Origin of the sequence: Citrobacter telavivensis, assembly GCF_041807075.1 — a bacterium.
Taxonomy (GTDB): domain Bacteria; phylum Pseudomonadota; class Gammaproteobacteria; order Enterobacterales; family Enterobacteriaceae; genus Citrobacter_A; species Citrobacter_A telavivensis.
This window is the reverse complement of record NZ_JBGUBF010000002.1, coordinates 503000-523387: the sequence shown is the minus strand read 5'-3', so window position 1 is coordinate 523387 and position 20388 is coordinate 503000. Positions and strand designations below refer to the sequence as shown.

Here is a 20388-nt window from a genome sequence, read left to right as displayed (position 1 = left end):
TGACTCATGAAATTATCCTCTGTCCTCCCGCTACTGCTGGTCGCTGTCGTACTGACACCGCCCGCATGGTCTGCCTGTAAAAGGGTGACCTCAGCCAACGACCTGTCGCAGGTGGCAAAAGACGCAGGCTACGTCGGCGCCAGTTGGGGTGGCGTTGGCGATAGCGAAGTAAAAGGCAAACTGGGATTGCCCGGCGTCATCACCTTAAGCAGCGGCACCGGCTTTCAGAGTGAAGGCACGCTGCTCGCCAGCTCAACGGCCAGCTTTGTGCCTAACGGCCGCACCCAGGGCGTCAACGCCAACCAAATCTATTTCCGCTGTGATGTCGCAGAAATCGGCAAAGTGTATGAGTATTACGCCACCAACGGCGATGACGCCTGGGGCGGCAGAGAAGCGGTTGCGGGTATTGAAGGCGCGTACTACACCTACGTCAAAAACGTGGCGCTCCGACTGACGAACCTGAAAACCGGGCAATACTACTCGCGCTACTGGAAAACACGCCTCATCCCTGAAAGCGAGATGTTTAATGACGGGACCTATATTTACATCCCGGGCAGCGCCTTCAGCGATGTTTTCGTTGAGCTTTTTCGGGTTGATGACGCGTCGAAAGGCGTGAACGGTTCAAATCGCTATGGCTATACCTACGCGGGGCCGGCGGGCTATATCGCCTTTCACGGCGGTGGCATGAGTTCCGGACTCTTTGACGGCGCAGACAGCAGAACCAATTACGACGGCTGGGGTGCCATGCAGTGGCCAGGCGGCTGGACGCTCACCAGTCAAAGTTACTTTGTGCGCGGCGCCGCCTGTCGGATCGACGACTATCCCGCCATCGTCCGCCTGCCGCCGATTAGCGTCGGTGAACTGAGCGGCGGCGGCACGGCGCAGACGCCCTTTAACATTACCGTCGAATGCGAAACCGGTGCGATTTCCAGTACTGCGGTCTCGACCACCAGCAAAGCGAATGTGGCGATGGGGTTTCTGGTGAATAACCTGACGGCGGCGAATGCGGCGAACCAGTTAGGGCTCAAGACCGGATCGGGGGCCTGGACCTGGCTGCTCGATAACCATTACGGCGCCAGCGGCGTGGCGTCCGGCGTAGGCATTCGTATTTACAGCGAAAAACTGGGCGGCAGCGCCATCAACCTGTTGCCGAATCTGACGGCGACCGCGACGGGCAACGCCGGAGGGTGGTATGGCTATGCCGATTTAACCAGTAAAACCTCAAGCGGTTCGACCGAATTTTACAACGGTGAATTCACCGCCTCGCTGGAAGCAATTCCTGGCGAAGCCATTACAGCAGGATCGGTTTATGCACAACTTCAGGTGGTGGTTAGCTTTCAGTAGCGCGTTGCTACTGAACGTTCTGCCGTTCTCCAGCCACGCGGTAGTGAATAGCGAAGTGACCCGAGTGATTTTTAATGCCGGTGACAAAAGCACGTCGCTGGCGCTGATTAATTCCCCGCAGCAGCCGGCACTGGTTCAGGTCTGGACCGATACGGGCAATCCGTCGAGCCAGCCCAACGAGGAGACGACGCCCGTCATCGCGCTGCCGCCGGTGTTTAAAATGCAGCCCGGCGAGCTGCGCAGCATTACGCTGCAACTCACCGACACCGCCGCCCTGCCGCGCGATCGTGAAGCGCTTTACTGGCTGAATGTGTATCAAATTCCCCCCATGACGCAGACCGATGCGCAGGCGGCACAAAAAGTGGTACTGCCATTACGCATCCGCATGAAGCTGTTTATCCGTCCGCAGGGCATTGGCGCGCTCCAGGAAAGCGACGCAGAAAAGCTGCGCGTGACGTATGCTGGACCACAGAATCAGTTGCAAATAACCAACCCTACCCCGTGGCATATCACGCTGGCCGGAATAAGCTGTGAAGCCGGCAGTGCAAGCGGCGTCATGATCGCACCGCTTTCTACTGTCCCGGTACCGCTACAGGGACGTGGTGCGCCGTGTTCGTCGATCCGCTATGACGCGATCAACGATCACGGCACTGCCTGGCACTACGAAAAAACCATCTCGTCGCAACCGTAGCGGGCTCTCCCCCGTTTAGCGTGCGACGCTTCCCCACACCAGTTGTCCCTTATGGAACGTGGCGCGTCGTGGTGAAATACGTGCAACCGTCTCGGCAGAACAGGAGGCGTCCACCAGCACAAAGCTGGCGTCATCCTGCGCTTTCGGCCAGACACGCTCACCTTTCTCGTTCAACGGCAGCACGTTACCTGTCGCAAGGAACAGCGCGCGGGAAAGGCTTTGTTCATTGGGACGGATATAGAGCTGGGCGTAAAGGTTAGCCTTCTCCAGCATGTCGCCCAGACCGTAAGGCGACCAGTGGTCGATCACGCTGTCCGTGCCGGTCATCACCATCACGCCGCTATCGTGCAACTGCTTAAGCGGCATATGCAGCGTGCCAATCGGCACCGTTGACGCGATGGATATTTGCTGTGCCGCCATGCGTGCGGCAATCTCATCAACCTGCTGTGCATTCATCGTCGCCAGCGCAAAGGCGTGGCTGATGGTCAGCTTGCCCTTCAGTTGCGGCGTTTTCTCAACCGTTTCAACCATATACTTCACCGCCGCGACGCCCGCCGGGCTGGTTTCATGCAGATGGATGTCCACGCCCTTGTTATAATCGAGAGCGATCTGGAACATAGTATCGAGAGATTTTTCCATCGCGCCGTCGACGTTAGTCGGATCCAGCCCGCCGACATAGTGCGCGCCGGCCTGCATCGCTTCACGCATCAAGGGTTCTGATTTCGATAACAACAGGCCGTGCTGCGGGAACGCCACGATTTCACAATCGAAGCCCGTTTTACGCCGTGCCAGTACCGCCTGTAAATTCTCGAGATTTTTGAGGCCAGAGACCGGTTCGATATTACAGTGGCTGCGCGCCACGGTGGTCCCTTTCGACTGCAGCAGGTCGATCAGCTTTTCGGCATGTTCCTGCGTATAGGGCTGCAGTTCTGGCAACAGTTTTTGCTCAAGTTTGATCATGTCCTGAATGGTCGTGCCTGCCGGACGGTTCAGCGAACGCCACGGCCCGCCGTAGAACGTTTTATCGAGGTGGATGTGCATGTCGCGCGTGGTCGGCAGCATCAGTTTGCCGCCCGCATCGTAATGCGGCAGCGTGGCGTCCGGATGACTTTTGTTGTCGCGCAGCGCGACAATTTTGCCCGCCTGAATCTCCACGGTTTGCAGCGTCGTACGCGTGTGAACCGCGACCGAGCCCTCATAGTCAAAGCCCGTCTCAAGCAGGACGTTGTCGAGGTAGTAATGGGTATCGTTAATCGTCATAGTGCCTCTGGCGTCACAGGTTGCTGCACCAGAGGTTGCCGCATAGGCGACCGGCGCACCAGCACTCAATAGCGCGGCGGCGGTGACCATCTTCCCGCTCTGGCTCAAAAACTCACGGCGGCTTTTGTTTTCCTTCATCGTTGCTTCCTGTTATGAATGGACGATATGGGTGCCCGTCTCGCCGCGAATGGCCGCAGGCAAGCACTCAGGCGTAGTGATGATGACGCGTTTGCCGCCATGCTGGAGGAAAGCCAGGCTGGCGATAATTTTTGGCAGCATACTGCCCGGCGGGAAGTGACCTTCCTGCATATAACGGGTCATCGTAGGGATGTCGACCCAGTCCAGCGCCTGCTGTTCGGGTTTGCCAAAGTGAATGCACACCTTCTCAACGCCGGTGGTGACAACCAGAATGTCCGCCTGAATCTCGCGCGCCAGCAGCGCGGTAGAGAGATCTTTATCGATAACCGCATCGACGCTCTGATAATCGCCCTGCTCGCCACGCACCACCGGGATCCCGCCGCCGCCCGCGCCAATAACGACAAAGCCCTTCTGAGTCAGTGCCTTAATCGCTTCCGACTCAACAATGCGCTTCGGTTCAGGTGACGCGACAACCCGACGGTAGCCGCGCCCGGAATCTTCCACAAACCGCCAGCCAGGGTTAACCCGCTGTAATTCATCGCGCTGGGCTTCGCTAAAGAACGCACCGATGGGTTTAGTGGGATGGGTAAATCCCGGATCGTTTTTATCCACCTCCACCTGGGTGACGACGGTGACGGCTTTCTGCTCGCCGCGCTTCGCCAGTCGGTTATTCAGCGCCTGCTGGATCAGATAGCCAATTCCCCCCTGCGTATCGGCAACACAGTTTGCCAGCGGCGTCAGCGGTAGCCCTTCACGTTCATGAGCGATCTCCGCACGGCGCAAATCCAGTCCAACCTGCGGGCCGTTGCCGTGGGTCAGCACAATATTGTAGTCCGATGCCAGCATCTCCAGTACGGTATCGGCGACGGCTTTCACCGCCTCGGCCTGATGTTCAACCGACTGGCTGGCGTTATCTTTGATAATGCTGTTGCCACCAATGGCAACGACCACAAGTTCTTTCATCGTGTAGGTTTCCGGTACAGAGTGTGATGGGATTATTGTGTGTGTTGAGAAAGAACCCCCGGCTCAGAAAGCGCCGGGGAGTGAGTGGTTATGCGCCGTAGCGTTCGCACCAGCTCAGGATCGCTTTTTCGAAGCAGGCAAACGGCGGGTGGACAATCCCGGCGCCAATCATGCCGATACCGGCATCTTTATGCGCAATCGCGGTGTTGATCACCGGCAGAATGCCGCTGCTACCGACGCGGGTAATGTCGATCGCCGTCGGTATCCCCATAAAGCCCAGTAACGGAATGGTGACGTTCGGGTTTTCGCCCAACGTGATTTCACGCATCTGTCGGGAGAAATCGACCGCCTCTTCCACCGTTCCGCCGACCAGTGCAACGATAGCCGGTGCCGTGGCCATCGCAAAACCGCCGATGCCGTAGGTTTCGGTAATCGCACTGTCGCCGATATCCAGTCCAGAGTCTTCCGGCTTGTACCCTGCGAACATGGGGCCAATCACCTGCTGTGCCGGACCGGTAAACCACTGACCCGGCAGGCCGCTAACCCGTAGCCCAAACTCCACGCCGTTACGTGCCATCGTGGTTACCACCGTGCTGTATTCGATACCGTGCGCCGCGTCCATTGCCGCTTTACACAGCGCCATCCACGTCGGGCCGGAGAAGTAGTCGCTGCTGGCAACAAAGTCGAACACTTCACGCTGTTGTTCAACCGGGTAACCGGCCTGAATGATGCCCGGCGTCAGCGCCTGAATCAGCAGCGTAGTGCCCGCGTTGTTACGGTTGTGGCACTCATCGCCCATATGCAGCGCCTGTGCCAGCATTAAGCGTAGATCGATTTCACCGATAATCTTCATCGCATCGCGCAGCATGGGCCCCTGCACGTCACGCATCCAGTTCAGACGGTCGATCACGCTCTGGTCGTTGGCTCCCATACGCAGGATCTTCGCCATCTGCTCACTCATGTTGGTGTACGCAATGTTGCCGTAAGTTTTGTTTTCGACAATGTGCATAAACATGGAAGCAGAAGTGACACCCGCCATCGAACCGACGCAGTCATGCTCGTGGCACGGCGAGAAGATAATCTCACCGGAGGCCGCCAGCTCAGCGGCTTCATCAATATCTTTTGCCAGCCCTTCAAATACCAGCGCGCCGGTGACCGCGCCTTTCATCGCGCCGCACATTTTTTCCCATGTAACGGGCGGACCGGCGTGGAGAATGGTTTTCGACGTCATGCCCGGCACAACGTTGATCGCCTGATCAAAACCAATCAGCACCGGATGTGACTGAATGATCCGCTCCAGCGCCTGCTGGTTCGCCGCGGCGATTTTCTCCGCCAGCGGCGAATCGGCAATGCTGTCCAGCGCCTTCACCACCTGCATGTTGCCCTGGCCCGGCGGCGTCCAGTCAAGTTGGGTGACATCGACATGCTGTTTTTTCAGATCGTCGCTAAACATTGCGATACCCACGTTGATGACGTTCAGCGGTTGGGTAAACAGTGACTGGCTCATCAGGCTTCCTCCCCTTTGCAGATAAATTCACGCGCCAACAGACCGGTATTGGTGCTGCTGCTTGCCAGGATCACGCCCGCGTCGCTCAGCATCTGGCTCTGTTTTTCCAGCGACGGGGCATCGAGATCGGTGCCTAACACATAGGCGAGGATCGTAAGCTCACGCCCCTCAGCGGCGGCGATCGCTCTCGCCTCTTTGATCGCATCGATCGTGGAACCAACCGGATCCTCGTGCGAGCCAAAGCCAAGCACAAAATCCATCACGATCACACCCACTTGCGGATCTTTGGCCTCCTGCAGCAGACGGCTGATACGGTTGGTGGGGTCGATCATCGGGTGCGGCTTACCGTTGGTGAAGTCGTCATCGCCAAAGTCGAGGAAGGTGTGCTTAACGCTGCGATTCAGATCCGCCAGGCGGAAGGCCGGATCGGGCTGAATATTGCTGTAGACGTCGCCATGTTTTTCCATCACCGCAAACATGGTTTCATCACACAGCGTGCCGCCGCAGAACAGACCGCGAATGTACTTCTGTTGCGGGGTCAGACGCGCGCGCACTTCGGCAATCAGCGTCTCGTTCAGCGAATGCAGGTTTAACGATGCTTTCTTCACGCCGCTCAACAGCACCGCTTTCAGTGCCGCCTCTTCCGTCCCGCGAGCATACTGCAGACCCTGCTCGTCAGCTGGCGGTTCTGCTCGCCCAAGGAAGCAGGCCACGACGGGCTTACGGCAGGCACGCGCACGCTCCAGTACCTTACGCGCGACTGCCGGGGCAGGCGGTTTTGAGATCAGCGCGATGATTTCCGTTTCCGGGTCATCTTCCAGCATTGCGATGGCGTCCAGCATCATCAGGCCGCCGATTTTCTCACTCAGATCGCGTCCGCCGGTGCCAATCAGTTGCGAGATGCCGCCGCCAAATTCATGAATGCGTACGCTCAGTTCCTGGCTACCGGTCCCCGAGGCGCCCACAATGCCAATGTTGCCGCGACGGACCGCATTGCCAAAGCACAGTGCAGCACCGTTGATGATCGCCGTACCGCAGTCCGGCCCCATCATGAGCAACCCTTTTTCGTGCGCCAGCTGTTTGAGCGACAGTTCGTCTTCAACAGAGACGTTGTCAGAAAACAGCATCACGTGCAGATCGTTTTGCAACGCCTGGCGCGCTTCACGGGCAGCAAACAGGCCGTTAACCGAAATCACCGCCAGATTGCTGTCCGGAATATGCTTTTTCGCACTGGCCAGCGTGGCATAACGCGCTTCGTGCGAGCCGCTTTCCGCTTTTTTGCTGAACAACGCCTCAATGGCCGCCAGCGTCCGATCGTTGTCTGCGCCGTCTTTGCCGTTAATCACAATCATCAGGTCGCCGTTTTTCGCCTCAGCCAACTCCGGCGTCAACAACCCCAGATTTTTTAGCACCCCTTTGTTCATCTCGGTCGCCATCGCCACAAACGCCTGATCGACGCCGTCGAGTTTATTGGCGCGGGTGGAAATGGACATAAGCGACACGGAATCAAAATAGGTATTCTTTTTAATGACTATCTTAACTGACATAATTCCCTCCATATATTTGGCTCAGCGCGCAGGCATCCGCCATGCCATACAGCATGTCGCAACCGGAACTTGAGCCAATATTTTTAATATTGGCAATAGACTGGATAGAAAAGCCGTTGGGTTCATTAATCATGCAGCGAATAAACCCGGCAATATTTTCGCGATAACGTTGTTCAAATGCCGCTTCCAGCGTAATCGCGCTAAGCAGCGTGGTATTTTCCCTGCCCAATTGCAGCGCCGAACAAAATGCCTCCTTGTATTTTTCCGCCGGATGACCAGCAATAAATAAAATAATGCTCAGGCCAACCAGATAATCGTCTGCGGAGGGCGTCAGGCCAATACCTAACCCCATCATCTGGATTACCGCGGGCGCAATTTCGGTTCCTTTTCGCATTGCACGTAATAACGTATTTCGTCGACGCTGTAGTTCGTGGCAAATTGCCTGATAAAATGGATTATCTCCGCGCCAGAGAAATAATGTCTCATTCTCCCGTAACTGTTGATGGATAAGTTCGCTCCACCGTTGCCAGGGAATTTGCCGGAACCTTTCGGGACTCAGCTGCAGTTTCGGCATGTGCCAGTCATGACAGGATGTCTTGTCTATCCATTTATCATCACCCACCGTTATTCCCGAAGGATGAAACTGAACCAACTCACCAGGCCGGAACAGGCCGTCAAAGTGGGTGAGTGCTAACCGGGCGCTATTGGGCGCGTTGTCATACTCTTCACACAGCAGCGTCAGTAGTTGGTGCTGTGCCGGGAGATACAGATTGACCGCCCGGGAAAAGACCTGTTCGACCCGCCCACTACCGCGTTCGCAGAGAAAGCCCGCATCCGCAGTTAGCGCTTGCACACACCGCCGTTGTGGGGTGTCGATAACGTTTCTCCTTCGTCAGGCTCCTGCGGCAATCAGCAATTGGGCGATCGCCTCAAAGCCTTTTTCCCGTGCCAGTTCCAGCGGCGTTTTACCGTATTTATCGGTCATATGTGGACTGGCCCCCTTTTCCAGCAGTAAGGCAACTATCGCCTGCTGCGTAGCACCGCCGTCATTCAGCACAATGGCTTCCAGTAGCGGCGTCCAGCCAACAAAGTTAGTGTGATTCACATTAATCGTTGTCTGCGTGAGTAGCTCGTTGACGATATCAAGATGGCCTTTTTCACAGGCGGGCGTTAATCCCACGCCGCCAAAACGCGTTAATCGATTAAGATCGGGGCTGGCCGGTAAAATTAAGCGTAAAAGAGTGAGATCGTTATTCAGACAGCTCAGTAGAAAAGGATTTAAACAGGTCTGATCCTGCTGATTAATATCCGCGCCTGCGCTCATTAACGCCGTAACACAGTCATATTTTTTATGCAGGCTCGCCAGAATAATGGCCGTCTGCCCCTGGCGGTTACAGGTATTCACATCCACTCCCTGCGCCAGACAGGCGGTTAATTTCTCCACATCCCCTTGCTGAGCAGCCATTAGGTAGTCTGTCATCAGACTGGTATTTGTCATGATCATTCCCCTGATTTTTGTGGCTGTATCTGATGGACTGAGAATAGCAACGAAATTTATAGAAAAGAACCCGCTTAAATTTTATTCGCCATAAGCGGATTAATTATTGAATGGTTTTTAACAATCCGCACAGACTGTGCTGTAGTGCACCCTTTATTTCTTTGCTGCTATTCCCCTTAACTCAATCGGGTTTTCTTTCTATATAGTTGCTGGACGAAACCACTCTATCCAGACGTTAATAACGGGAGATAAAGATGAACGGACTCACCGCAACAGGCATTACTGTCGGCATTTGTGCAGGTCTCTGGCAGATGGTGTCCTCGAGGGTTGGGCTGGCTCCAGGCTGGGAATTACTGGGCACCATTGGCTTTGTCGCGTTTTGCAGCTTCTATGCTGCCGGAGGGAGCAAGGCGGGGTTTGTGAAAAGCCTGTTTGTGAACTACACCGGTGCCGTCTGGGCCTTTCTGGCGGCGCTGGCCTCCGGATGGCTGGCTTCCGCGAGCGGGCTTTCTTCGTTCTGGGCAGGTGTGGTCATGACCGTACCGTTTTCCGCCGTCATCGTCTGGCAGGGGCGCTTCTGGTTAACCTCGTTTATTCCTGGCGGCTTCCTTGGCATGACGCTGTTTTTCGCCACCGGGCTGAACTGGACGGTGACGCTACTGGGCTTTTTAGCCGGGAACTGCGTGGGTTTCATCTCGGAGTACACCGGGCGGAAACTGAGTGAATCCACGTCGAAAAACCGTGCCTGAGCCCGACTCAGGTATTAAAAGTTATTCAAAAGTGATTGCTCAATGGCAAGCCCAGCCAATACAGTCATCTCCGGGGAGACGCGACGACCGCCGATCGGAACAGGAACCAGTGCATGAATTCAATTTTTACGGAAGAAAACCTGTTGGCCTTTACCACAGCCGCTCGTTTTGGCAGTTTCAGCAAGGCGGCGGAGGAGCTGGGCCTGACGACTTCAGCCATCAGCTATACGATCAAACGAATGGAGGCGGGTCTTGATGTGGTGCTGTTTACCCGCAATACCCGCAGTATTGAACTCACCGAGTCGGGGCGCTACTTTTTTCGCAAGGCCACCGACCTGCTAAACGACTTTCACGCCATTAAGCGCAGCATTGATACCATCGCGCAGGGCATTGAGGCGCGGGTGCGTATTTGCATTAATCAGCTCTTGTATACGCCAAAACATACCGCGCGATTGCTCCAGGTGCTGAAGAAGCAGTTTCCGACCTGCCAGATTACGGTCACCACCGAAGTGTATAACGGCGTCTGGGACTCCATCATCAACAACCAGGCCAACATTGCCATCGGCGCGCCCGACACGCTGCTGGACGGCGGCGGTATTGATTACACTGAAATTGGCGCCATTCGCTGGGCATTTGCGATCGCACCGGATCACCCGCTGGCTTTCATGCCAGAGCCGATCGCCGAAAGCCAGTTGCGCCTCTACCCGAATATCATGGTGGAAGATACCGCGCATACCATTAATAAAAAGGTGGGCTGGTTGCTGCATGGTCAGGAATCGATTCTCGTGCCGGATTTCAATACCAAATGCCAGTGTCAGATCCTCGGTGCAGGAATTGGCTTTCTACCGGACTACATGGTGCATGAAGCGATGGAAGATTCGCTGCTGGTCACGCGGCAGATCCATAATCCACGTCAGGATTCGCGGATGCTGCTCGCCACCCAGCACTCCGCCACCGGTCAGGTGACCCAGTGGATCAAAAAGGAGTTTGGACCGCAGGGGATATTAACCGGTATCTATGAGGATTTACTGCATCGGGAAGGGTAAATTTAGCCGGACTGCTCAGGCGCATTGTCCGGCATGTTATCAGGCCCGAATATCGTCATACTCACGCGTTTTATCAAACTCGTGTTTGGCAAACGGACAAAGAGGGATAACTTTGCGATTCTCGCGGCGCATTTTCTCCACCACTTTCGCCACCAGCTGTTTTCCGACGCCTTGTCCTTTCAGACTGGCATCGACATCAGTATGCTCAATAATGCTTAAATGTTCACCGGTCGGAACAAAAACAATTTCAGCGACCTGATTCCCCTGCGCATCATTGACATAGAATTTATTGTGGCCTTCCCGTATTTCCATCTTTCCCTCGCTTTATTTATGACGATATTGCAGCGCCCCGCTTGGGCAGGTATCGATAACCCTGGTCACCGTTGAAACATCAACTTCATCAGGCATGATCCACGGTTTGCGTTTCAGATTGAAAAGGTTAGCACTACCGCGTACACAATTTCCGGAGTGCTGGCAAATCGACGTATTGAAGTAAACATCGATTTTCTCGCCGGTATAGACGCGGTAACCCGCATCCTCAAGTTGCTTATCCATGACATTGCCTCATTTTTGTTTATCCCTTAAGCATAGCGTGTGAATGTCCCCGTTACGATTTTAATGTTAGATGAGTAAATACTCACCTTTCCCTTATCACTAAGGATAAAAAACCAGTTATGGAGATATTTAAGACTTTATATTATGCATTTCACAGTATTTAAGGTTATTCGTTCTAATTGACTATTTAATGCTGTGTCGGCATAATATTTTATTCAAATAAATGATTTAAAAACCCTTGTTTTCATTAAAAAAATACTAATCAAGAAGCGTGATTACATAAAGGGAAGATTGTCTGATGATGAATCTTAAATCAACGTGTTGAAACAGATTCCTACTCTTTTTTTTTCCACGCAGTTGATAGTCAGACAGTCGAAATGACGTATTTATAAGCAGAAAGTCATCGACTAACGCCATTTGGGATAGAATACCAGCAGGAGTCACTACAAAATGAACATGACAAGTACAATATATTTATCCGCTTCTCCAGTCCAACGCCTGATAATCAAACTAACCGTTTGATCTTTTTGACATAAAACCAACATTTGCGCAATACGGCAGTAATCAATCTGAGTTTAATCATTGAAATGCTCAGACGATTACACTACCGGATTAAACATAGCGGCAGAAACCACTAATTTTGTTAACAAAATTCCTTATTGTCTATATACATATGTGAAACTATAGAACAAAAACATTAGTTTCATAAATCAAACGGCTTACTGTGTTCGCACATAGTATATGTAATACTATGTTCAGAGTTTTCTACACTTAAGTCTCTACTCTTTATAACTTTCGCACATCGTGAACCTATATGTACTGGATTATTAACGATAATATTGAATTCAGACCTGACAATAAAAAGTTAATTTCTGTGACTAATCCAGAAATTAACGTCGTTTTGACAACGCCTGCCAGCCGTTGTCTGCTTTTGCTGCTTGAGGCTTCGCCGGACGTGGTCACTCAGCAGGAGTTTTTCAAAAAGGTGTGGGAAGATGAAGGAATGCTGGTTCCAGCAAACACCCTTTATCAGAATATCTCTATTGTCCGTCGTGGCCTACGCGCCGTCGGTGAGACCGACCGAATCCTGGTCGCCACGGTACCGCGCAAAGGATTTCAAATCGACAAAAGCGTTAAAATCGCCCGCGTTGCGGCAGATCAGGCTGATGAAGTGGTTTCTGAAACCCTACAGGGTGAGGATGAACTGGATATCGAGTACCACGCTGACGCTGACGCTGAGCCGGAGTTTACACCGGAAGAAACTGCACTTCCTGCCCATACGGTAACGGAGAGTAAGCGCAGCAGATTGCCCCTCTTCGTCGGTATCATCGCCATGGCAACGGCATTTTTCATCGGTGCAATCGGCATGAACTTTGCCTGGCACTTTAGTGATACGAAGCCTTTCTTCGCTGGCTATACCTTCGTCGAGCAGGACAAAGGCTGTCATTTCTATATCACGGATGACAGCCACGATAATAAAAACAGTTATGCACGCTTCAAGACGTTGATTTTGGGTTCTGGCCTCGATTGCGAAAAGTATCCCTGGGTGTACTTTCCGCTGTCACAAACGTCTCCCGGATTAGCCGTTCTTGTCTGTCGCAAGAATTACCTGAAATCAGCCATTCCGGGTTGTATCACACTCTCTTTTCGTGGAGTAGGAAGTGAGTAAAAAAACGATCATGATGATGAGTGCGGTGTTTTTACTCGCGGGTGTGCTCATCGGCGCGATATACAATGTTCTTATGGCTAAACATTACGATAAACAGGAATGTTCGATGTCGCTGGTGGTGTTTCATAAAAACGCGCGCGCAAATATTACGCTGAATTACATGTATTCCCTGAAGAATCAGAACGGCATCGTGGCCGTCAGCGGGACCTACATTGAAGATAACAAACTTAAAGGACGGATCAGACGAGATGTCGCCTATAACTGGACAGAAAACCAGGATTCGTATCACTTACACTCAACCAGAATCAATAAGTTCGAAATCATCGAGACGTTACCGGATGCGTTATTAGCCAATATTCTGCCTGATTTCTACGTCTATCCCGATAAGAATGTGAGTTACTCTATTCTCAATCAGGGCGTCCACGGGTTCCTGTTTACCATCGGAAAACGCCCCCTGCTGTACTGCGCCCGCTAAACGGAATACCACCGTCAGCTCTGGGCTTAACAGGGCTGACGTTTTTTACAAAAACATCGTCTCTTCCAGTAAATTATCTTTGATTAGCAGCAGATCGTGGACCCTGTGGCCCCCCAATTTCTTGCACGCGAGATTGCGATAGGTGTATACCCGTTTCGGAGGCAACGCCAATGATTCGGCAATCAGGTTAATATCTTTTCCCTGCAGCGATTCACAAATAATCATTTTCTCGACGCGATTGAGAATATGATTCCGGATAACCTGCCGCTTTTCCATGCTCGCCAGACGCGTAATAATCATCGTCAGTGCCAGCAGGGACTGTCGGGCACTGACAATCATGTCAGCATCAAACACCAGTGCGCTGCGCTCAGAATTTAGTATAATCAGCAACTTGCATTTTTTGTTGAGACGGGATATTTCCCTGGCACAACTTTTGTTGAACAGATTGAGATGCAAAATCACGGTATCGTCGAAAGTGAGTTTTTCTACAGGCAAGTGGTGCATGGTTTCTTTCACAATTTCCAGGTTGGCCTCTTTTGCCAACAAGACTATCCCGTCCTGCAAAAAGTTATTGTTGCTTATAATATATATCGTCATCGCTTTTACTTCCGTATTAATAATCCATTTAACTTGCCGTTTATTTCCGTTCTGCTATATCATCTGGCGCGGTATTAAAACTATATTAGGAAATAATTGAATACCTCAATTAAAAAGTCTTAACTGACATGATTTCCCTAACTTATTGAAAATATAGATTTTAGTTTGAATTCTTAAACATTCTTAAATGGATGATAACTCGTCTCTTTCTGTATTCTGTCTTTTTCTCTATGCTATGTTGTGCCACTAGCGCACAGGCAGATGGGATGGGGGGAAAAAAATGACCAGGCGTATCGATTACCTGATTGAGAAATATCACTTCACTGAAATCAACGAGTCGCCGCGTATTACCAGCCAATGGCAGGAGGTTCTGGCGGAGTGCCAACAAGAGAACGCTGGCGTTGAAGAACGACTGCGTATTGCGCTGCTCAACGTCGATTACGTGACCAGCTTCGAACTGCCCTTTCGTTTACTGCTCACCCGCACCCCGCAACTGATCGATAAACTACGGAAAGAGTTTGCCCTCACCCAAAAAAACGTCCTGATTAATGATAAACGCCGTGGGCAGGTTTACAGCATCAGTGCCGATCTCAGTCGCGTCCCCGATGCCTTTCGTTATCGTCTGTCGTCGCGTATTCGCCGTATGGATGAGGAAACGATTACCACGGCCCCCTATCAGCAGGTAGCCAGTCAGACAAAACACCCCGAAGAACGGCTTCGCCTGGCGCTGGAGAGCGGTTTGCAGGTTAACGCCCTGGATGGGCTGTTCTGGTTGGGGATCCAGCGAATTGCCGCAGATATACAGCGGCTCCGCGCATCGGGGATGCCTGTTCAGGCGTCGGATGTCGAGGTGTTCGATTCACTGACCGGGACGCACAGAACCGTGACGGCATACCATCTTTAACCCGTTGTCAGTTCCTGAAAGCGGGATAAAAAAAGCGCTCGCGCCTGCCGTGGCATCAGCGGATTGACGGTCAGCCGCGTCGTGGGCGACACGCCTGCCAGCATCGGCCAGTCATTTCCGGGATCCAACTTGAGATCGCGCCGCTCAGTCGCCAGCACCATCAGATCCACCTGCTTGATCACCTTGCTCGGCGTGAGAGGAAGATGAAAACGCTGACGAATGGCGTTGTCCAGCCGCGCTTCAATCTCTTTGTACTCAGGAAGCAAACGCTTTAGCGGCGAGGGAAGATCCTGGCAATAGGCCTCAGCGGCATCGTGCAGCAGCGCTTCAAGCGCAAACTCTGGCGGTGTTAACTGGCTGCACAGAACCACGTGCTGGGCGACGCTGTAAAATTCAGGCACATGTCCGGCAAAGCGACAGATGTTCGACAGTGCCACAGCGATGTCTTCAATCACGATATGTTCCGGTCGAATATCGCTGTAGTCAATGTGTTGCCCGGTTAAGGTGGCGATAAATTTCATCCGTTCTCCTGTTTCCTTACCGTTTTTGCCCGCGTCAGCGGTGCCAGGACATCCCTGAAGACACTACGTACTTACATTTATCCTGTAAATATCTTTTAACGCTCATCGCACGCCTTCCCAGGGAACTCAACGCTGAGAAGGCGTTTGGCTGATGGGCTGTCACTGCCTTAATTCTGGCTCGCCGTCCACTTGGAAACGGGCGGCGTATACGTCGCAAAATACTCAACAATTTCCGGCAAGGAATTGGAGAAAAACAGCATATCCACGTAGCTATGCTTCATAAAACCTTCATCGGCCATCTTCTGTACCATGGCCTGCAACGGTTGGTAAAAATCGTTCATGTTATAAAACGCGCAGGGCTTGTTATGGATGCCCAGTTGTCCCCACGTCCACTGCTCAAAAATCTCTTCCAGGGTGCCAGCCCCGCCGGGTAAGGCGATAAAAGCAGAAGACAGCGCAGCCATGCGATCTTTACGCTGGTGCATATTCTCAACGACCTGCAAATCTGTCAGCCCGGTATGCGCAATTTCACGTTCAAGCAAAGACACGGGGATCACCCCCGTCACGTGCCCACCGTGTTGCAGGGCAGAATCCGCCACGGCCCCCATCAATCCAACCCGACCACCACCAAAAACAATACCCAGTCCAGCCTGGGCCAGAAAGGTTCCGGCTTCGCGCGCGGCCTGCATGTAAACAGGAGAATGGCCTTCAGATGAACCGCAAAAAATACCGATAGACTTCATATCATTTCCTTCAGTCATCACCCAATCCGTAAATCTTCAGTAACGCAATGTCGGAACAGCATAATTCAAAGGGACGCAATACACTATGTCAGACTGAAAAAAGAAAGTACCGATCATGTGAGTTCCAGTAATTACCAAAATGAGGCGTAATGTCAGCAGCAATACAATATCAGAAAACAGCGCTGTCTCTTTAGAACGCTACCCGTAAACACCTTTGTCCGGACAAGAGTAATTTCAAGCGTTATTATTCCGCCGCTCACGTTTTATTTGTCGCAAAATATTTCATCACATTTGTATTCTAATTTTACCACCCGCCCCTGTCAGTCAAATATACCCGTATCATTGCACCTTTCGCATGATAAACCGGGAGCATTTCGCTCCCGGTTAAATACCCGGCACATCTCTTAACGCGGTTGTCATACCTATTATGACTATTCTCTCTGTGGTTTTTGCAGTATTGTTTAGTCATTGTTGTGGTTCTACAGTGAATGCTAGCGAGGTTGTTATGTTGTTCTCCGCCTTCAGCGAAGTCCCTCGCACATCATTCAGGATGTTCCAGAATGGACTCGATCTTAGAGCAGCAATAAATTTTTTTGATTCAGCAAGATAACCCCGAACACAAGATAAGAGGAGGCTACCAGTCGATAATGGCACGACGCTATGACGTAACAACATACAGCCATTTTCATTATCCGGTTAAGTCTTTCTGTGACGTAGCGGTGTTGTATACGATTTACGCCTACCGTGCTGTACTAATAAATAATGAGCTAAAACCGGATAAGACCATTGGATTAATGGGAATCAGCAGAATGAGTGCACACCTGCAATCAAAAGGGAACCTAATGAAAAACAGCGCAGATAATAAGAAGAGGAATTTTTTGACTCAAAATGAAATAGAGTCGCTTCTCAAAGCAGCAAATACCGGACCAAACGCTACCCGCAATTACTGTCTGACATTACTGTGTTTTATTCATGGATTTCGCGCCAGTGAAATCTGTCGCCTGCAAATTTCAGATATTGATATCAAATCACGATGCATTTATATTCACCGTCTGAAAAAGGGGTTTTCGACAACGCATCCATTATTAAGTGAAGAAATTCAGGCATTAAAGAACTGGCTGGTTATTCGTGCCGCCTATCCCGATTCCAACAGTGAGTGGTTATTTTTATCAAGAAAAGGGAATCCTCTTTCTCGCCAACAGTTTTATCAAATCATTTCAGCCTCGGGCGATCACGCAGGACTCCCGCTTGAAATTCATCCACATATGCTTCGTCACTCTTGCGGTTTTGCGTTAGCCAATATGGGGATCGACACCCGTCTCATCCAGGATTACCTGGGGCACCGTAACATTCGCCATACCGTCTGGTACACTGCCAGTAATGCAGGTCGATTTTACGGTATCTGGGATGACGCTAAACTCAAACAGCATAATGCTATTTCACTGTGACATTTTCAACGCCATGGATGGTGTTAAAAAACAACCCCGTGGCTTACGAGACATTAATAATATTTAACCTTATGTTTATTATGCTTATTATTCACGCATATCTTTATTTGCATTAAAATTAAACAATTTTATTATATCCCTGTAATTAACAATGATATGTCTTTTACCAAAGTTAACGTTTCAGCAAACAAACCTTCGCGGGAATCACTACCGTCTGTAACTATTTTTCTTTTAAATTTATACACCTGACTTTGTCTACCACAGACGCTATTGTCGCACCTGATAAAATCAATAAAAATAAGATTTATCATGTAGCAATAATAGCTGCGTGTGTAAAAGTGATGTAATCACAAACTGTGATTAATCCCCTAAATATAATATGCCTTTAACATCGCAGATTATTTTTTAATCGCATGATGTTGGCTACAGGCGTTCACTATCAGAAACATATTTCAGGAGTAATGTATTGTGAATCGACGTCGTTATCTTACCGGCAAAGAAGTACACGCTATGATGTTGGCCGCCCGGCATGGCGCGACCGGGGAGCGAGATTATTGCCTTATTTTACTGGCATTCCGTCACGGTATGCGCATCAGTGAACTCCTCGATCTGCATTACCGCGACTTCGATCTTAACGAGGGACGAATCAATATCCGTCGACTAAAAAACGGTTTTTCCACCATCCATCCACTGCGTTTTGATGAGCGTGAGGCCGTTGAACGCTGGAGTCAGGCGCGAGCAGACTGGAGAGGCGCAAGCCGGACTGACGCCGTGTTTATCTCCCGCCGGGGGACACCGCTTTCTCGCCAACAAGCGTATCGTATTATTCGGGCTGCAGGTATTGATGCCGGAACCGTCACCCATACCCATCCCCATATGTTACGTCACGCCTGCGGTTATGAACTTGCCGAAAGGGGGGCAGATACGCGCCTGATTCAGGATTATCTTGGCCACCGTAATATTCGCCATACCGTCCGTTACACCGCCAGCAACGCCGCACGTTTTGCCGGATTATGGGAGAGGAGCAGTCTGTTAGAAGTCATTTCACAGGAGAAAAAGAAATAAGATAACTTATTGATATAGAAAGGGAAGTCTTTGCATGAATAGGTCAATTGGGGCCAAACTGTTTATATCATAAAAAAAATGCGTAAAGCTTTGCAACTAACAAGTTGAGCATTATCAAAAATCACTAATTATCTCGTTGATTAGAATAGCATTATCCTCAGTATTTTTTCTCACTCACCTCCGCGTTTAAAGACTTTTGGGATTTCTCCCTCTGAACTCTGCCCTGTATCCGCCCGCCTGTTAAAAATCACAATGCAGTTTTTTGTATTTATAAAACACAAAAACAAAACATAAAAATCCGATAAATGAAACAACAAGAGCCATTTCAAGACATTTATCCCAATGAGTCAAAATGGCCCCAATTGTCTCATTCGTTGGGCGAAAACTGTGCAGAACCGGCAGTCGTACCATTCTGTTGAAACATGGAATGCCTGGAAGGCATAACGACTGCCCATTTGGGTTCGTTATATCGATATTGTTTAAAGGAAAACAGCATGAAAATTAAAACACTGGCTATCGTTGCTATGTCAGCTCTGTCTCTGGCTTCCGCGGCGGCTCTGGCCGATACCACCACGGTAAACGGCGGTACAGTGCATTTTAAAGGGGAAGTCGTTAACGCCGCCTGCGCCGTCGATGCCGGTTCTGTCGATCAAACCGTACAGCTTGGTCAGGTTCGCTCGGCAAAACTGGCGACGGCGGGCAGTACCAGTTCTTCCGTCGGTTTCAACATTCAGCTTGATGACTGTGATACCAGCGTATCAACCAAAGCCTCTGTGGCGTTCTCTGGCACGGCGATTGATACCACCAATAACACCGTACTGGCGTTGCAGAGCTCCGCAGCCGGTAGCGCCACCAACGTTGGCGTCCAGATCCTCGACAACAAAGGCACCCCACTGGCACTGGACGGCGCAACCTTTAGCGCCGCGACAACCCTGAACGATGGCACCAACATCATCCCGTTCCAGGCCCGTTACTTTGCAACGGGCGCAGCAACAGCCGGTACTGCTAACGCTGACGCCACCTTCAAAGTTCAATACCAGTAATTCATCAGGCAGGGAAGCGAATGAGGCCAGGACGGCCTGTTATCCGCAATGGGACTGAGGTGATAACGATGAACAGGATGAAATCAGGACTGCTGATGCTTTTACTCCCCGCCTGCGCGCTGGCTGGAAACAAGTGGAATGTCACGTTGCCCAGCGGAAGCATGCGTTTTCAGGGCGTCATCATTGCCGAATCCTGCCGTGTTGAGGCAGGCGATCGTCAGATGACCGTGCAAATGGGGCAGATCAGCAGCAATCGATTTCATGCGGCAGGGGAAGATGCCAACCCTGTCCCTTTCGACATTCATCTCCAGGAGTGCAATACAGCCGTAAGCCAACGTGTCGGGGTGACGTTTCATGGCATTGCCGATGGGAAAAACCCCGATGTCCTCTCCGTGGGGGAAGGGCCAGGGATCGCCACCGGTATTGGGATAGCGTTATTTGATCAAGAAGGCAGCCAACTTCCTCTTAACCTTCCACCGGTTAGCGGATCGCGCCTCTACAGCGGGCCAACCACACTGCATTTCGTAGCGAAATATCGTTCTACCGGACGTCAGGTCACCGGAGGAACCGCCAACGCACAGGCCTGGTTCTCTTTGACCTACCAGTAATTAACCCGCAGAGATAT

At 51.3% G+C, this 20388-nt stretch carries 22 protein-coding genes; 11 read left to right on the top strand and 11 right to left on the bottom strand.

The window, feature by feature from the left end:
* Nucleotides 1-6 precede the first annotated feature (6 nt).
* Both stbD and ACERJC_RS13540 read left to right on the top strand, forming a co-directional pair.
* The gene (gene stbD / locus ACERJC_RS13545) at nt 7-1344 is read left to right on the top strand and encodes a fimbrial usher protein StbD (protein ID WP_152402330.1); all 1338 of its coding nucleotides are present in this window, start codon (nt 7-9) and stop codon (nt 1342-1344) included.
* Nucleotides 1310-2035: a fimbria/pilus periplasmic chaperone gene (locus tag ACERJC_RS13540; RefSeq protein WP_373671881.1), complete on the top strand. Its 726-nt coding sequence runs from the start codon at nt 1310-1312 to the stop codon at nt 2033-2035. The genes stbD and ACERJC_RS13540 overlap by 35 nt, the downstream gene beginning before the upstream one ends.
* Nucleotides 2036-2050: 15 nt before the next feature.
* Here the strand turns inward: ACERJC_RS13540 and ACERJC_RS13535 are convergent, their stop codons facing one another.
* From ACERJC_RS13535 to ACERJC_RS13510, 6 genes are all read right to left on the bottom strand, one after another.
* Nucleotides 2051-3433 carry an amidohydrolase family protein gene (locus ACERJC_RS13535; RefSeq protein WP_373671880.1) on the bottom strand — a complete coding sequence of 461 codons (1383 nt, stop codon included), beginning with the start codon at nt 3431-3433 and terminating at the stop codon, nt 2051-2053.
* Between the two features lie 12 nt (nt 3434-3445).
* Nucleotides 3446-4396, bottom strand: coding sequence for a carbamate kinase family protein (locus ACERJC_RS13530; RefSeq protein ID WP_152402323.1), 951 nt, complete (start codon nt 4394-4396; stop codon nt 3446-3448).
* An 88-nt stretch (nt 4397-4484) separates the two neighbouring features.
* A complete protein-coding gene (locus ACERJC_RS13525; protein ID WP_152402321.1) occupies nt 4485-5903 on the bottom strand; it encodes a YlbE family protein in 1419 nt (472 codons plus the stop codon).
* The gene (gene fdrA / locus ACERJC_RS13520) at nt 5903-7450 is read right to left on the bottom strand and encodes an acyl-CoA synthetase FdrA (RefSeq protein ID WP_373671879.1); all 1548 of its coding nucleotides are present in this window, start codon (nt 7448-7450) and stop codon (nt 5903-5905) included. Before fdrA ends, ACERJC_RS13525 begins: the two co-directional genes overlap by 1 nt.
* Complete coding sequence (locus tag ACERJC_RS13515) at nt 7440-8303, bottom strand: oxamate carbamoyltransferase subunit AllH family protein (RefSeq protein ID WP_373671878.1); 864 nt, start codon at nt 8301-8303, stop codon at nt 7440-7442. Before ACERJC_RS13515 ends, fdrA begins: the two co-directional genes overlap by 11 nt.
* Nucleotides 8304-8342: 39 nt before the next feature.
* Entirely contained in the window at nt 8343-8948 is a 606-nt protein-coding gene (locus ACERJC_RS13510; protein ID WP_373671877.1) for an ankyrin repeat domain-containing protein, read from the bottom strand.
* Between the two features lie 254 nt (nt 8949-9202).
* Here ACERJC_RS13510 and ACERJC_RS13505 point away from each other — a divergent pair, with 254 nt between their 5' ends.
* A complete protein-coding gene (locus ACERJC_RS13505) occupies nt 9203-9697 on the top strand; it encodes a DUF1097 domain-containing protein (protein ID WP_152402312.1) in 495 nt (164 codons plus the stop codon).
* 113 nt (nt 9698-9810) lie between these two features.
* Nucleotides 9811-10743, top strand: coding sequence for a LysR substrate-binding domain-containing protein (locus tag ACERJC_RS13500; protein WP_373671876.1), 933 nt, complete (start codon nt 9811-9813; stop codon nt 10741-10743).
* A 39-nt stretch (nt 10744-10782) separates the two neighbouring features.
* On the opposite strand, the gene ACERJC_RS13495 is transcribed toward ACERJC_RS13500, so the two are convergent.
* Both ACERJC_RS13495 and yjdI read right to left on the bottom strand, forming a co-directional pair.
* Nucleotides 10783-11055 carry a GNAT family N-acetyltransferase gene (locus ACERJC_RS13495; protein WP_152402307.1) on the bottom strand — a complete coding sequence of 91 codons (273 nt, stop codon included), beginning with the start codon at nt 11053-11055 and terminating at the stop codon, nt 10783-10785.
* Between the two features lie 12 nt (nt 11056-11067).
* Nucleotides 11068-11298 carry a 4Fe-4S mono-cluster protein YjdI gene (gene yjdI / locus ACERJC_RS13490; protein WP_152402305.1) on the bottom strand — a complete coding sequence of 77 codons (231 nt, stop codon included), beginning with the start codon at nt 11296-11298 and terminating at the stop codon, nt 11068-11070.
* An 814-nt stretch (nt 11299-12112) separates the two neighbouring features.
* Here yjdI and ACERJC_RS13485 point away from each other — a divergent pair.
* Both ACERJC_RS13485 and ACERJC_RS13480 read left to right on the top strand, forming a co-directional pair.
* Nucleotides 12113-12967, top strand: coding sequence for a winged helix-turn-helix domain-containing protein (locus ACERJC_RS13485; protein ID WP_373671875.1), 855 nt, complete (start codon nt 12113-12115; stop codon nt 12965-12967).
* Nucleotides 12960-13442: a YqeJ family protein gene (locus ACERJC_RS13480; RefSeq protein WP_152402301.1), complete on the top strand. Its 483-nt coding sequence runs from the start codon at nt 12960-12962 to the stop codon at nt 13440-13442. The genes ACERJC_RS13485 and ACERJC_RS13480 overlap by 8 nt, the downstream gene beginning before the upstream one ends.
* A gap of 45 nt (nt 13443-13487) precedes the next feature.
* Here the strand turns inward: ACERJC_RS13480 and ACERJC_RS13475 are convergent, their stop codons facing one another.
* Nucleotides 13488-13985 carry a hypothetical protein gene (locus ACERJC_RS13475; protein ID WP_373671874.1) on the bottom strand — a complete coding sequence of 166 codons (498 nt, stop codon included), beginning with the start codon at nt 13983-13985 and terminating at the stop codon, nt 13488-13490.
* A gap of 334 nt (nt 13986-14319) precedes the next feature.
* Between ACERJC_RS13475 and ACERJC_RS13470 the strand changes: the two genes are divergently transcribed.
* A complete protein-coding gene (locus tag ACERJC_RS13470) occupies nt 14320-14943 on the top strand; it encodes an ECs1377 family protein (RefSeq protein ID WP_373671873.1) in 624 nt (207 codons plus the stop codon).
* Here ACERJC_RS13470 and ACERJC_RS13465 read toward each other — a convergent pair.
* Together ACERJC_RS13465 and ACERJC_RS13460 are read right to left on the bottom strand one after the other, a co-directional pair.
* Entirely contained in the window at nt 14940-15464 is a 525-nt protein-coding gene (locus ACERJC_RS13465; RefSeq protein ID WP_152402295.1) for an HD domain-containing protein, read from the bottom strand. The two genes, ACERJC_RS13470 and ACERJC_RS13465, sit on opposite strands and share 4 nt — an antisense overlap.
* Nucleotides 15465-15631: 167 nt before the next feature.
* Nucleotides 15632-16207 (bottom strand): LOG family protein, encoded by a 576-nt coding sequence (locus ACERJC_RS13460; protein WP_373671968.1) that lies wholly within the window; start codon nt 16205-16207, stop codon nt 15632-15634.
* 842 nt (nt 16208-17049) lie between these two features.
* Here ACERJC_RS13460 and ACERJC_RS13455 point away from each other — a divergent pair.
* The 4 genes from ACERJC_RS13455 to fimI all read left to right on the top strand — a co-directional run bounded on the left by ACERJC_RS13455 (nt 17050) and on the right by fimI (nt 20371).
* On the top strand, nt 17050-17655 hold the full coding sequence (locus tag ACERJC_RS13455; RefSeq protein WP_286632326.1) for a tyrosine-type DNA invertase: 606 nt from the start codon (nt 17050-17052) through the stop codon (nt 17653-17655).
* A 468-nt stretch (nt 17656-18123) separates the two neighbouring features.
* A complete protein-coding gene (locus tag ACERJC_RS13450) occupies nt 18124-18720 on the top strand; it encodes a tyrosine-type DNA invertase (RefSeq protein WP_152402293.1) in 597 nt (198 codons plus the stop codon).
* 494 nt (nt 18721-19214) lie between these two features.
* Nucleotides 19215-19763, top strand: a complete 549-nt coding sequence (gene fimA, locus ACERJC_RS13445) for a type 1 fimbrial major subunit FimA (protein WP_152402290.1) — start codon at nt 19215-19217, stop codon at nt 19761-19763.
* Between the two features lie 68 nt (nt 19764-19831).
* Nucleotides 19832-20371, top strand: coding sequence for a type 1 fimbrial minor subunit FimI (gene fimI, locus ACERJC_RS13440; protein ID WP_373671872.1), 540 nt, complete (start codon nt 19832-19834; stop codon nt 20369-20371).
* The last annotated feature ends 17 nt before the right edge of the window (nt 20372-20388 follow it).